Genomic DNA, 14908 nt, shown 5'->3' on the forward strand with positions numbered 1-14908 from the left:
ATTTTATTGTTGATTGTAACTATCAAACTGTAGAATTATCCGATTGAGTAGCTACGCGCGAAGAATTTGTTGCGATTAACTTTAGATTGTTAGGGCAGATTGATTTATTTGCAGTAGTTTTCTGCACAAATGTTGGAATTATTAGGATGTGGCAGGAGAGTAAGATAATGATGATTGGAACTAAACGAATTGATTGTTCTTCTATGGATCCTTATGATGACCCAGAAATGCGCAATAAGGTTGCTGTTCGTGCGTTAATACTACTGCTTATTACATTTATTATTAGCACGTTGTGCTTGCAAGGTTTCAACCTTGTTTATAAACAAGTTGGTATAGATGTGAAAGCTGTTGATCAAGCGCCTCTTATAACAGGTTTACCTGGCATTATTTTAGGAATCGTATGCTTTATTTACGGTTCTTTAGGCGACTTTGTGTCATTAAAAAAGCTAGTAACCATTGGATTAACATCTTTGTTTATAGGCTCAGTTTTTGGATTTGTAGCTAATTCTTGTTTTGAGCCAAATTTGTGGACAGTTATTGCTGCTCGTATTATGCAAACAACTGGTGAACAAGTAGCAGGTTCATCATTCTTAGTAATTGCAACAAAATATTTGCGAAATGATTTGAAAGTTATCTTCTTCGGATTATTTACAGCATCGTACCAGCTTTCTGCATGTATTGGAGTGTTTTCAGCAGGATTGTTAAGCTCTATTGCTTGGCAATATTTATTCTTAATTCCAGCATTAACTATTCTAATATTGCCGGCATTATTGCATTATTTACCAACAAAAAACGGCAATGGTAAAAAAATTGATGTTGTTGGTTTTACAGTCTTTGGATTTGCTGTTGCATCTCTTACATTGTTCATTTCATACAGAAACTTGTTGATGCTTATTTCAGCAATTATATTGTTTATAATTTTTGGTATTTACATTAGTAAAGCTAAAGAGCCATTCGTTACGCCAGCTTTCTTCAAGAATATTCGTTGGCTTTCTGGCATAATTTTGATGGGCATAATATACTTCACGAATTATTGCATAAGTCCACTGTTCAATAGAGTTGGAAAAACTTTGTATAATATGACTACTTCACAAGTAGCTTCTTATTTAGTTTGGGCTTTTATTGTTGCTGCAATATTCGGTTCATGCTCAGGCTTAATAATTAGTCGTATAGGAAGAAAAACAGGTTTATTATTAGCAATATTGTTTATACTTTGCGGATGGATTGGTATTGCAGTATTAATAAATTCTGGATTCTTGGCTATAGCTTTGTGTGCATGCATTTATTATGCAGGTTGTGGAATGGTGTATTCTCCACTGGCCTCAACAATTCTTTCATCTCTTCCAGTTGAAGAATCTGGCAGAGGGTGCGGAATGAATGATTTAGCTATTAGTGTTTCTGCGTCTGTTGGTGTAGTAATTTTTGACGGAATATTAGATAAAAACATGTTGAGTGGGGATTCTATAACCGGTGCTTCTGGTATTTCGTCTGGATTTGCAAACATATCTCTTATGTGTGCTGCTGTTGCATTATTAGGAATTATCGTATTTACATTCAGAAACTTTATCACTAAAGAAAGCAATGCAATCGAAGTAGACGAAGATCAAGAACAAGACCAAAAATAATAGTGAAAGCAAAAGCAATAGAATTATAATTGGCAATAACTTAGCAACTGTGCAAATAAAGTTTGTTTGCAACGTTATGAGCAATATTGTTTACAACATTGCAAGCGCTAAGAAAAATATATGCATATATGCGAAACAGTTTTCACCTTCCGTCAATCATCTTTCGCATGCGTTGTATGCTAATCGGATATGCAGTTCCCAATTCTTGCGCCCAAAGAGACACATAGAATTCTTCGCACATCCAACGTAATTTCTCAGCGATCATTTGCGACTCGTCATGAGCGGGTCCCGCTGGGATTTTCTGAGTGTCTTCTTGAGTTTTTATTACAAGCTTATGTGCTTCATCTGCTTGCCAAGCCCAACGTACGTCACGGTTTTTATCTGCTTTAGCTTTAGTAAGACGAATCACGTCTGCATGCAAGTAGCGTTCAATACGAGGTAGAGAATCAGATGGAGTTTTGGCAATAAATCCTTCGTATACAAGACTTGCAGTGTGTTCTCGGATTGATTGCAACACTGAAAGCAACGGTAAATCAGCCTTGCCGGAAACAGCTTTACTTGATTCTGCTTGACGCTTCAATATTGCGATCACATCGTGTGCAACAGCATAAACAGTGTCTTCATATACTTCAGATACGTTTGCAACAGTTTCGCGTAATAAATTGTCGTCAGTAATATTATCCGTGTTCGCAATTAGTCGTTTTACTGCAGCCATTTGCAAGTCTTCTGCTAAAGCATTAGAAGTTGAATAAGGTGCAGCTGCGAGCATTAAAGCTTCAGAACCAAGCCAGCGAGAAGTAATACGCTTATTGTCTAAATGCAGCATATTCAATGCGCTTTGCCAAACCATTTGTGCGCGTGAAAGGTTTGTAGCACCAGATTTGTGTAATAAATCTGCTCGTTCAATTACATGACCAGCTTGTGCTGCTTTATTTGCTTTGATATTTACAACTTCTCGTGCAGATTCTTGTGCTTCTTTCGCAAAACGCTGTTGCAATGCAATTAATGATTTGTCTGTTCCAAGAAGAGTAGGTTTTACGTGATTAGAGTACTTGTTGCGACCTGCAAGTTTATTGCGACTTTCGTTAGCTTTTCTCTCTTCAACACTAAACGTCATGCGCAAGTATGGCGAAAGTCTGCTTATTTGCTCGTCATCGAAAACTTCAGGATGTATTTGCGCGCCAACTACACAAATTGCAGCTTTAGTGAAAACTTCTCTAAAATCTTGCCATTCGCTTTTTATATTGCTTTCTGTTTCTCCAGTCCCAGGAAGCTCGTCGTAATGTTCGTCAATCCAAGCGCGAATTTTTTGAGCAGTGTCAGGAGCTGGAACAAACTGTACTCGTAGAGCTTTAGGCAAAGATTTAATCATGCCAATAATAAGCTCATCAAGCAAACCTGGAACATTCCAAGTAAATTCTTCAGGAGTTAAACGCGAAAGTACGTAAAGCGGCACATGCACTGTTACGCCGTCCAAAGGATTAGCCGGATCATACACATAACTTAAACGCAACCTTATAATCTGACCGTCTGTACCAACTGTATTCCAATGGTCAGGATAATCAGCTAAATCAGTGCTTTGCGTAGTTTGTAAACGTTCAACTTCATCGGGATTAAAGTCTAACTTGTGCGGATCTTCTTCGCGGTTATCTTTCCACCATTTTGCAAGAGCTGCAATAGTAGTTGCTTCTTGAGGAATGTGAGTGTCGTAAAAAGTAAATAAATCTTCGTCGTTTACAGTTTCGCTTATTTGGCGAGTGCGATTTGCTTGATTATCTGCATCTTCAAGCACATTGTGATTATTTAAAATAAACTCATCGTGTGCAAAACGCTGTTGCACATCTGCCTCAACTAAGCCTTGACGAATCATAATCATTCGAGCTTCGTAAGGATTAACTCTAGCCCATTGAACTGTGCGATCTTGAACAATAGGCAATCCGTATAGTAATACCTTAGATTTTGCTACAGCAGCACCTTTAGAAGCGCTCCAATGAGCGTCTGAATACGTGATTCTAGTAAGATTTTTAGCAAGAGGCTCAGCCCAAGCAGGATCGATTTGCGCGCAATATCTTGCCCAAAGTCTAGATGTTTCAACTAATTGCGTACACATAACCCATGAAGGAGTTGTTTTAGAAACAGATGAAGCTGGGAATATTGCGAATCTTCCTCCGCGCGCGCCTTGATAGTCGTTTTTAGCCATTTTTTGAGCGCGTTTCATAGCGCGAATTTTTGCTGATCCATGCAAATTGGCAAAATCTGAAGCTTTCGGTTCACGCACTACTTGCATTCCCAACATAGAAAGCAATCCTGCAAGCATCGACGAGTGTATTCCTTGCGAATCCCAAGAGCAGCACAAGCTGTGAGCAGCCTGCTGATTATTAGGAAGTTGACGAATTTCCAAAGATACTCTTTTAGATGGAATAGGCTCGCCAACTTTATAATGTAATTCTTTACACAAATCTTGAAGTTGATTAACTAAATCTTTCCACTGTTTTAAACGCAAAAAGTGGAAGAATTCCGCTTTGCAAAGTTTGCGAAGAGCATTATTGCTCATATTTCCGTCTGCTTGGAAAATATAATCCCAAATATTTAAAGCAGTTAAGAAATCGCTTGTTTCATCGGCATAACGATTATGAAGTTTATCTGCTTCTTCACGCTGTTCTTCAGGGCGCTCGCGAGGATCTTGCAAACTCAAAAACGCAACAATTACCAGCACAGCAGCAAGAGTATTCGGAGTGGTTTTACGAGCTGCTTCAACAATCATGCGTCCTAAACGAATGTCAATAGGCAATTTCGAAAGCTCGCGTCCAATATGAGTTAAAGTAATGAAACCTGATTTTCTGCTTATTGCGCCAAGCTCGTTAAGCTCATTAAAGCCGTCGCTTACTGCTTTCATATCAGGAGGGTCAATAAAACCGAAATTCGTAATATCTTCGCCAGTTTTAGCAACGCCTACTGAAAGCATGTGTAATACTACTGCTCCAAGCGAAGTGCGCAGAATCTCAGGATCGGTAAAACGAGGTCGAGTTTCGTAATCTTCGCGCGAGTAAAGTCTAATAGCAATTCCGTCCGCGATTCGTCCGCATCGTCCAGAACGCTGATCTGCGCTCGCTTGAGAAATCGGCTCTATAGGAAGCCTTTGCACTTTTGCAGACTTAGAATATCTGCTAATTCTCGCAAAACCAGGATCGACAACGTATCGAATCCCAGGAACAGTAAGCGAAGTTTCAGCAACGTTCGTAGCAATAACAATGCGTTGATGAGAGTGATGTTCAAATACGCGATGCTGATCTTTTGCAGAAAGACGCGCAAAAAGCGGCACTATTTCAATAGCATCCGCTCGTTTCATATCACTTGCTCGAGTGCCAAAATATGAGCGTAATCCTGCTTCAAACTCTCTAATATCGCGCTCGCCGGAAGCGAAAACCATAATGTCGCGCGCGCCTTGCTCGTGGCTTGAATGAATAACTAATTGAGCGCATGCGCGAGTTACTGCAGATGTCATATCTTCATCTGTAATATCGTCTCGATTGCTTTCGTTAGATTGGCTTTCTGCGACAGTTTCCTCATCCATTGTTATGTCTGCAAAGCCGGGGACATGTCGCATAAGTGAAGGCGCGGAGCCAAGCGGCTCATAAAGCACTCTCACAGGGTACGTGCGTCCAGAAACTTCAATAACAGGAACTTTTATGTGTAAAGCTTGTTCGAAATGTTCACGGAATTTTGCAGAATCTATTGTTGCCGAAGTAATAATCAGCTTCAAATCGCGTCTTTGCGGAAGTAAAGTTGTTAAATACCCTAGCAAAAAGTCAATGTTAAGACTGCGTTCGTGAGCTTCGTCAATAATAATCGTGTCGTATTTAGTAAGAAGAGGATCTCGCTGAATTTGCGCAAGTAAAATACCGTCAGTAACAATTCGAAGCTTCGTTTTAGGTGAACTTTCGTCGGTAAATCGCACTTGGTAGCCGATTTCTTCACCCAGTTTTACTTCCATTTCGCTTGCGATTCGCTCAGCAACAGTGCGTGCAGCTAAACGGCGAGGCTGAGTGTGTACGATTTGCTTACCTCTTCTGCCTCTTCCAAGCTCAAGCGCCATTTTTGGGATTTGCGTAGTTTTACCGGAGCCAGTCTGTCCGGAAACAATCACGACTTGTGAAGACTTAATTGCTTCTATTATTCCGTCGTGTGCTGCGCAAATAGGAAGCTCAACAGGGTAGTCGAATTTCATAGTGTATATTTCTTTTCGTAAATTTTTTACTTTTTTGGTACTTCTTTAGTGCTTACTTTTTAGTACTTCTATAATTCGGTATCCTTTAGAGCTTGCATATTTTTCAACGTTGTAGTTTTCGCCAAGATTTTCAGCAAGCCAAGGAATAAGTGAGTCTGAGCCAAGATTTTTTTGCACAACTAAGTAAGCTGCTCCTCCCACTTTTAAACGCGGAATCCAAGTCATCAAAATGTCGTGCAACATTTCTTTTCCAACGCGAATTGGTGGATTGGACCATATGAGATCAAAATTATTAAATTCCAAAGTATTATTTTCTTTTAAAGCGTCATCTACTAAAGAAGTGCGAATATGCTTTAAGCCAGCGTTTTTTGCGTTTAGTTCAGTAAGCTCTAGCGCTCGCTCATTTACATCTACAGCTACAATTTCAGCTTCTGGAGATTCTAAGCCCATTGCAATGCTTATAGGACCCCATCCGCATCCAATATCAAGGAATTTGCCATTTTCTGGTGGTTTTGGAGCATGTTTTAGTAGCACAGACGTGCCTAGATCAAGCTTAGAAGCACTGAATACTCCGTTTGAGACTTGTATAACAGTTTCATGATTTCTCAAAGTTACATGTAACGTTCTTCGCTCATCGCAAGATGATGGTGTTGCAGAAAAGTATTGTTCGCCACTGATTTTTTGCGTTTTTTCTGATTTTGGTGATTTGGTTTTATCGTATTGTTTAAATTGTTGATGACTTTCCATGATCTCGCTCAAAAATACCGTATTTCGCCTATAAATTTAAATTTATTAATATACTTTTTACTATTGTATCTTTATTTACATATCATACATATAGGTTGTGTTCATATATTGTCGTCTCAAGTCACCATAATAAGACAAACGTTGTAAAACGCTATTTACAATGAAATAGAGGAGGGACAGTTGGCGGATAGTAATGTGGCATCCGGGCGAGATGATGTGCTTAATTCAAACGATCTTTCCTCCCTCGAAAATGATTCTAATAATATGAATGAGCATCATCTCACCAATAATGCAGTGCTTTATGCTCATTCGGATGTGCTTTTAGACACTACTTCTGACAGTGAAAAGCATGATGAAGCTTGGCAGGAGCGTGAATCTCGTAATGCTTTAAAGCGTGTAGCTGGTCTTGGCGAATTACAAGATGTTACCGAAGTTGAGTATAGAAAGCTTCGTCTTGAGCGAGTTGTGCTAGTAGGAGTGTGGTCTAGCGCAAAAGGAACTCTTGCTCAAGCTGAAGAATCGTTGCGTGAGCTTGCAGCGTTGGCACAGACTGCTGGTGCTGTTGTTTGCGATGGCATGTTGCAACAAAGATATAGGTCAGATGCTGCAACTTATGTTGGTTCAGGTAAAGCGCGTGAGCTTGCAGCAATAGTTGCTCAACATGATGCAGATACGATTATTGTTGATGATGATTTACCACCTAGCCAGCGTAGAGCTTTAGAAGATGCAACCAAAGTTAAGGTTGTCGATCGCACTGCTGTTATTTTGGATATTTTTGCTCAGCATGCTACAAGCCGTGAAGGTAAAGCTCAAGTTGAGCTTGCTCAATTGCAATATATGCTACCTAGGTTAAGAGGCTGGGGTGCTGCTCTTTCCAGGCAGGCTGGTGGTAGAGCTGCAGGAGATGCTGGTATTGGTTCTAGAGGTCCTGGCGAAACTAAAATCGAAATGGATCGTCGAGCTATTCGAAATCGTATTTCTAAACTTCGCCACGATATTGCAAATATGGCACCTGCGCGCGATGTAAAACGCGGTTCTCGTAGACGACAAGATATTCCAACTGTAGCTGTTGTTGGGTATACGAATGCTGGCAAGTCGTCTATTATAAATCGTCTTACTGGTTCACAAGAATTAGTAGAAAATGCACTGTTTGCAACTCTTGATACTGCAGTACGTCGTTCTCAAACTCAAGATGGTAGAAGCTATACTTTGGTAGATACTGTTGGTTTTGTTCGCAGACTTCCAACTCAATTAGTTGAAGCATTTAAATCCACTTTGGAAGAAGTTGGACAAGCAGACGTTATTTTGCACGTAGTTGACGGTTCGCATCCAGATCCTATTTCGCAAATTAATGCAGTAAACGAAGTTCTCGCTAATATTTCTGGTGTAGAAGATATACCTCAAATTATGGCATTGAATAAATCAGACATGATGAGTGATGCTGCGCGAGAACGTTTTTCTTCTCTTTATCCTGATGCTGTTATTGTTTCTGCATTCAGTGGCGAAAATTTACAAATATTGCGCAATCGTTTAGAAGAATTGTTACCGTCTCCTCGTGTTCGTGTAGATGTAACTTTGCCGTACGAGTTTGGTGGATTATTATCAAAAGTTCGTGAAAATGGTGTAGTTGAAAAGGCAGAATATGTAGATTCTGGGGTTGAACTTATTGCTTGGGTCGGACCATCGTTAGCTGCAAAACTTATGAAAGTAGCATTGTAATAATAAATTCCGGTGGTGCGATTAGAGTAAAGGTGTTCATACCAAAAGCTCTTAATGTGAGAGCAGCCCTTAGTAATGCATAAATCGTGGTATTTTGTGTGCTTATAAGGGTGTGATAGGTTGTTGAAAAGAGGTTTTTGCTCATGGTGAGTTCGCAGGTTAAGCCAACTAAGCTTGCAATTATTGGTGCCGGCGCAGTCGGATCTACTCTCGCTTTCGCTGCTGCTCAGCGTGGTGTTGCGCGTGAGATTGTGCTTGAAGATATTGCTAAGGAACGTGTTGAAGCTGAAGTTTTGGATATGCAGCATGGTTCTAGCTTCTATCCTGCAGTTTCTATTGCCGGTTCTGACGATGTGGAAATTTGCCGTGATGCTGACATGGTCGTGATTACTGCTGGTGCTCGCCAGAAGCCAGGTCAGACTCGTTTGGAGCTTGCAGGAGCCACTATCAACATCATGAAGTCAATCATTCCGAACGTTGTGAAGGTTGCTCCTAACGCAATTTACATGTTGATTACTAATCCTGTTGATGTTGTTACGCACGTTTCTATGAAGCTTTCTGGTCTTCCAGCAAACCAAATGTTTGGTTCTGGTACCAACCTTGATTCCGCTCGTCTTCGTTTCTTGATCGCTCAGCACACGGGCGTTAATGTTAAGAACGTTCACGCATACATTGCTGGCGAACACGGTGACTCTGAAGTTCCTCTGTGGGCTTCTGCAACCATTGGTGGTGTTCCAATGTGCGATTGGAACGCTCTTCCAGGTCATGAGCCACTTGATGCTGCTAAGCGCGAAGAAATCCATCAGGAAGTTGTTAACGCTGCTTACAAGATTATCAACGGTAAGGGTGCAACAAACTACGCTATTGCTATGTCTGGTGTAGATATTGTTGAGGCTGTTCTTCGCGACACTAACCGCATTCTTCCAGTGTCTTCTTTGCTCGATGACTTCCACGGCATTTCTGATGTGTGCATGTCTGTGCCAACATTGCTTAATCGCAATGGTGTAAACTCTCGTCTAAACACTCCAGTTTCTGATCGTGAGTTGGCTGCTTTGAAGCGTTCTGCTGAAACTTTGCGCGAAACTGCTGCTAAGTTTGGCTTCTAGTTTTAAAGAATAATTTATAAATTATTAAACCGCTTCTTCTCTTATTGAGGAGGAGCGGTTTTTCTTGTTCAAAACAACAACATGCCTCACAGAATTTTCTGTGAGTTCGATATATTATTACATTATGGCTGATTTTTCTAACATTCTTGCTACTCGTCCTGATTTTAATGACAGTGATCGTGAGTGGCTTCATCATTTGGTGGCCGATTGGCAGGTTATTGCAGATTTGAGTTTTGCAGATTTGCTGCTGATTATTCAAAATGGTGACGGTGATTATGTTGTTGCTGAACAATGTCGTCCTTCAACAGCTATTACTTTACGTACTGATGATTTGTTAGGTAAAAAATTAGATGATTCTTTAGTACCTGAGCTTAATGAGGCGATGAAATCTGAGACAAGTTTCCACTCTTCAACCTTACGTTCTATTGGTAGAGCTACTGTATGCTACGTTTACGCTCCAGTTCGTCATAGGGGTAAAACCATCGGATTAGTTATGCGCGAAACTAATTTGGCAACACGTGAATCTAACGGTCGTTATGAAACCGAAAGTATCAATGCTGGTAAAACTTTATTTGACATGATTCCTCGTGAACAATTCCCATATCATGAATCTGTATTAAATCAGCGACATAATGCTCGAGTATCCGATGGTTTTATTGTGTTAGAAGACGATGGAATAGTTCGTTATGCTTCCCCTAATGCCATTAGTTGTTTCCGCAGACTCGGTGGATTAAATACTATGCAAGGTGAATATTTAAGCGAATTTGGCACTAGGTTGTTGCATACAAACGATAATGTTCCCGAAAGTTTACCTCTTGTATTAACTGGAAAAGCTGATGTAGATTGTGAACTTGAAGCGAACCATTCTATAGTTTCCATGCGCTCCTTGCCTCTGTGGGGTCCAAATAATCGTGTTGGAGCTGTAGTGTTATGTCGTGATGTTACTGAAGTTTTGCGACGTGAGCAAGAATTGCGCACTAAGAATGCCACTATTTCTGAAATACATCATCGCGTAAAAAACAATTTACAGGCTGTTTCTGCTCTTTTGCGTTTGCAAGCCCGTAAAACAAAATCTATTGAAGTTAGAAAAGAACTTGAGGAAGCTCAACGTCGTGTGCAAACTATAGCACTAGTTCATGAAGGCTTGAGTCAAACTGCTGACGAAATTGTTGATTTTGACAAAGTTATTTCGAGTTTGTTGAAGATGTCAATTGAGTTGGCGTCTCAGAATCAAAATATTGATATTGATTTTGTTGGAAAATTTGGCAGATTAGCAGCTCAGGATGCTACACCATTATCTCTTGTTTTAACTGAGTTAGTGACGAATGCAGTTGAACATGGTTTTGAAGGTCGTGAAAAAGGTCATATTCGTATTGCAGTTGGTAGGGGCGGAGACAATCTTAATATTGTCGTTGAAGATGATGGAGATGGTATAGATAGCGAGTCTTCTCATGGAATGGCTAAACCATCTGGCTCTGGCCTTGGAACGCAGATCATAAACACATTTGTCACTAACGATTTTGGTGGTACAGTTCGTTGGTCTCCTCGAAGAGAAGGCGGAACTAGGGTAGTGTTAGACATTAAATTGCGCGTATCTGGTATTGAGTAGCTTTAGTAAAAATTGTTTTCCAACGTGCATTAAATGTTATACATTTAGTGTAAAAAGTATAGGAACAATTAAAATTGCTAATAAAGATGCAAAATACCTTGAAAAAACTTTCTTTTCATGATTTCCTTACATTCAGGGGAACTTCTAAAGCTCACCGTTGTAGGTAAGAAATGAGGATAATAATTCATGAGCAACTCGTTTGATTGGCGCACAACAGCAGCATGTAGTGACAAAGATCCTGAACTGTTCTTTCCTCTTGGCAGTGCTGGTACAGCAGTTCAACAGCTTGAAGAAGCAAAAGCAGTATGTCGCTCATGTGATGTTGCAACAGAGTGCTTAAAATGCGCATTAGAAACTAACCAAGATTACGGTGTGTGGGGAGGATTAAGCGAGGATGAGCGTAGAACTCTAAAGCGTAGAGCAATGCGCGCACGTAAAAGTCAAGATGCGTCACTATGAATAAATTTTATTCTAGGTGCACTATTTGAGTTAAACTTGCTGATCCTGGAGTGATTAAAACACATCGTCCTGGAAGTTGATAGTCTTCAATATCAAAACTTTTAGATAAAGCAGAAGGTATTCCAAGCATTGTATCTGTGCCAATATCTCCTGTTGGAAATATTATCCTCACTGGTGCTTGCTCAGGTAAACGTAAGTAGCGAGAAGTGCTAGTGCTCATAATAACTGGGTATTGTTTACTATTTAATCTTTTTTGAAAAGCAATAGCAGTTTGTCTCGTATTTAGCGGATCAAGCAATTCATCCGCATCGTCAATAATGATTGGCGTATTTTCGTTGTAAATGTTATTAATGTTTTGTTCGTATAGTGATTTTCCTGAATATATTGGCAGGTTTAAAGTTTTAGAAATTATTTTTAATATTGTTGTTTTGCCTTGTTTTCTACTTCCAATAACAGCGATATTTCCAAGGTGAATTGGTAATAGAGCAGGATATAAGTGTATGGTATCGTCTTGCAAACCAATAATAATATGCTTCGTATGAAATTCTTGAGTACGTAAACTTTGAGATATTTTTTGCTCCGAATTTTTGTATTTGTAATTATTTGAATACTCTGCAAGTTGTTTTGATGAAAGAATCGACGGCAATGGTTTGCTAAATAATTCTGGAGAATGATCATGATGGCAGAATCTACCAGCTAACTGTATTGCTCGTACTAAATGTGCAGGATTGCTGCTTTGAGCACATCGCAAAGCAGCTACTCCTTCTCCAATATTGTAATATGCGGCTCCTGGTGTATTTGGGCTTATTCTAGCTGCATGCGCTGTTCCTAATAATTCTTGCGATTGCATTCCGTCTCTAACTCTCAAGCAAATATTAATAGAAATATTAGCTTTCATATCTGCGCTTACTTGTACGAGTGGATTTTGAGTTCCAGCAATAATATGCATTCCCAAAGATCTGCCTACTGATGCAATTCGTATAAGACGAGGCATGTAGTCGGGAAGTTGATCTTTTAAAGCATGAAATTCGTCAATAACAATAAGCAATGAAGGCTCAGCTGGAGTTACTTGTGCAATATTATTACACCCATGATGAGCTACTAGTCTTTCTCGTCTATCTAGTTCTAGTTCGAGACCTTTTAGAGCGCGTATTGCGTGTTTAAGATTTAAATCCCCTACGTTTCCCATAGCATGTGGGAGTTTAGATAGTATGTCAAAAGTTGATCCTCCTTTAAAATCCATAAAAACAAACCGTAGCTGCTGTGGGCCGTATTGAAAAGCCAAAGCTAAACACCAAGTCGTAAGAAGTACTGATTTACCAGAACCAGTTGTTCCAGCAACTAAAGCATGTGGTCCATTGTTAATTAAATCTAAATAGCAGTATCCATTATTGCTTATTCCAAGTGGAGCTATAAGGTGTTTAGTTTTTGAATTAGGTAAGTAGTTATAAATATTTGTATTTAGATTTTCCTTCATACTATTAGATTGGTTTTTTGTGTCGTATGTTCCTGCATTTTTTAACCATGTTTGCAATACTTCTTTCCAGTGATGTTGCGTATTAGAAATTGCATTTCTTCTCATAAGTAATGTTTCTAAACTTACTGGTGTAATAGTATCTGGCAAACTTTCTATAGTTTGTTGATTATAAGTTAAGTTATTTGACGATTGCGTAGTGTTTAATAATTGAATTTGCTGATTTTGTTGAACACTTTGAATAGAATTTTTCTCAGATATGTATTGAAAAATTTGTGGAATAAGACTTGCTATGTACATCATAATGCTTGGAATAATCATGGTTAGCATCATCCAATTATTTTGCATCCATGCCATTATAGCCAATGCTATGTGAGCGAATATGGGAACTATACTCGCTGCCATCTGTACATGCATAAGTACTTTAGTTGTAGACATTCCTGTATTAGATTTGTTACTCATAAATGTATGAGACAATATTTTTGATTTTTGTGCAATACTTATGCAAGATTGTGGTTAAAAGATACGAGTTTAGTGCTTTCTAAGTTATGGTATCTAATTGAAGTGTTGTTTATACAACAATACTTCGAAATTATTGTTGCTCAGCAAGAGTTCCAACTGATCCAGGTTTATGAGTGCCTGATGCAAGTTGGTTGAATAAATCTAAGTTTTTAGCATCATCGAGAAGCACAGATGAACCAACTCCTGGAACTTGATAGTCAGGATTCGTCCAATATACTGTTCCAGATATGCCTGACGGTCCAGTTGCTTCTTTGAATGCTTGAGCCATTTCCCATAATGTTCCTGGATTGGTTTTCTCGTCAAAAATAACTGAAGCAAGTCCCGTTTCAGCAAGCTTTTTTACTTTTCCAAAATTCAATAATGTATTGTGATCTAAAGCTTTTTTCATAATAGCTGCAATAACCATTCGTTGACGTGCAGCTCGTCCAAAATCAGATTCTGGATCTGCGTATCGCATTCGCGAAAATGCTAACGCTGTATTCCCATCAACGTGATGGCATCCAGAAGTCCAATTTAACCCACTAAACTTATCGCTTACGGTACGGTTGTAGCATAAATCAATGCCGTCTATAGCGTTAACAACATTAGTAAGACCGCCAAAACGTATTTCTGCAACATGGTCAATGCGATGACCTGTAATTTTTTCTATTGCTGCTGTTAATGCTTTATTTCCAGCTGCTTGCGCAACGCTATTAATTTTTACTTGTTCGCCATTTAAAGAAACAAGAGAATCTCGAGGAATAGAAATTAGAGAGCTGTGACCATTGCTCGGCTTTGTCAATACAAGAATAGTATCTGTTCTAAATCCTGTTATCTCTTTAGCTTCTTCGCCTTCTCTTTGATCAGAACCAAGAATAAGCCATGCTTTGCCTTGAGTGCTAGGAGTATTAGTAAGCCAAGTAGTGCGGTTAATTCTTGAGTCAACCCAGTTCCACGAATATACCCCAAAACCAGTTACACCTACTGCCAGAACAACAAAAAATGCAATAAATGCATGTAAAATTCTGTGCGGTTTGTGCGGTAGTATTTTTGCTGCACTTCCAACTGCTTTATTTATAGTTGTTGGAATACGCATTTGTGAAATAGAACTTGTGCGCGGTGCTGGTCTTGGTTGCAATTGCGATGTGTAAGAAACAGGTCTAGAAGAACATTGTTCTGGACTTTTTAAGATTCTTGTTCTTTGAGTTGTAGGCGCAAAAGACGGCGCTTGTGATGGAAGCGCATTAGACTCTATTTTGCCTCTTTTTACGCGTTTTGGAGTGAAACTAGGAGGCACGTTTGAGTTAGATGAATCGTTATTATGAGAAGGAGTGAAGATAGGTGGGTTTATATTATCTTCAGAAGGGTCCTCATACAATCTAGAATTCATTCATCCTCCAAAATAAGCATGTATCTTCAATGACTATGAATATATAATAT

At 39.3% G+C, this 14908-nt stretch carries 8 protein-coding genes and 1 pseudogene; 5 read left to right on the plus strand and 4 right to left on the minus strand.

What is annotated here, in order from left to right; all coding sequences use genetic code 11:
* Window positions 1-167 precede the first annotated feature (167 nt).
* Window positions 168-1625, plus strand: a complete 1458-nt coding sequence (locus DOD25_RS01915; RefSeq protein ID WP_004107137.1) for an MFS transporter — start codon at window positions 168-170, stop codon at window positions 1623-1625.
* Between the two features lie 142 nt (window positions 1626-1767).
* Here the strand turns inward: DOD25_RS01915 and hrpA are convergent.
* A pseudogene (gene hrpA / locus DOD25_RS01920) lies at window positions 1768-5880 on the minus strand (ATP-dependent RNA helicase HrpA); the annotation flags it as partial.
* Between the two features lie 18 nt (window positions 5881-5898).
* Window positions 5899-6600 carry a class I SAM-dependent methyltransferase gene (locus DOD25_RS01925; RefSeq protein ID WP_004107129.1) on the minus strand — a complete coding sequence of 234 codons (702 nt, stop codon included), beginning with the start codon at window positions 6598-6600 and terminating at the stop codon, window positions 5899-5901.
* Window positions 6601-6864: 264 nt separating this feature from the next.
* Between DOD25_RS01925 and hflX the strand changes: the two genes are divergently transcribed.
* The 4 genes from hflX to DOD25_RS01945 all read left to right on the plus strand — a co-directional run bounded on the left by hflX (window position 6865) and on the right by DOD25_RS01945 (window position 11493).
* Complete coding sequence (hflX, locus tag DOD25_RS01930; protein ID WP_112928878.1) at window positions 6865-8319, plus strand: GTPase HflX; 1455 nt, start codon at window positions 6865-6867, stop codon at window positions 8317-8319.
* 143 nt (window positions 8320-8462) lie between these two features.
* On the plus strand, window positions 8463-9425 hold the full coding sequence (locus DOD25_RS01935) for an L-lactate dehydrogenase (RefSeq protein ID WP_004107125.1): 963 nt from the start codon (window positions 8463-8465) through the stop codon (window positions 9423-9425).
* A 124-nt stretch (window positions 9426-9549) separates the two neighbouring features.
* Entirely contained in the window at window positions 9550-11034 is a 1485-nt protein-coding gene (locus DOD25_RS01940; protein ID WP_004107121.1) for a sensor histidine kinase, read from the plus strand.
* A 186-nt stretch (window positions 11035-11220) separates the two neighbouring features.
* Complete coding sequence (locus tag DOD25_RS01945) at window positions 11221-11493, plus strand: WhiB family transcriptional regulator (protein ID WP_004107118.1); 273 nt, start codon at window positions 11221-11223, stop codon at window positions 11491-11493.
* A 7-nt stretch (window positions 11494-11500) separates the two neighbouring features.
* Here DOD25_RS01945 and DOD25_RS01950 read toward each other — a convergent pair whose 3' ends face one another.
* Both DOD25_RS01950 and DOD25_RS01955 read right to left on the minus strand, forming a co-directional pair.
* The gene (locus tag DOD25_RS01950) at window positions 11501-13324 is read right to left on the minus strand and encodes an FtsK/SpoIIIE domain-containing protein (protein WP_112928600.1); all 1824 of its coding nucleotides are present in this window, start codon (window positions 13322-13324) and stop codon (window positions 11501-11503) included.
* Between the two features lie 235 nt (window positions 13325-13559).
* Window positions 13560-14858, minus strand: a complete 1299-nt coding sequence (locus DOD25_RS01955) for an LCP family protein (protein WP_032842522.1) — start codon at window positions 14856-14858, stop codon at window positions 13560-13562.
* Window positions 14859-14908: the final 50 nt, after the last annotated feature.

This window comes from Gardnerella leopoldii (assembly GCF_003293675.1).
GTDB lineage: Bacteria > Actinomycetota > Actinomycetes > Actinomycetales > Bifidobacteriaceae > Bifidobacterium > Bifidobacterium leopoldii.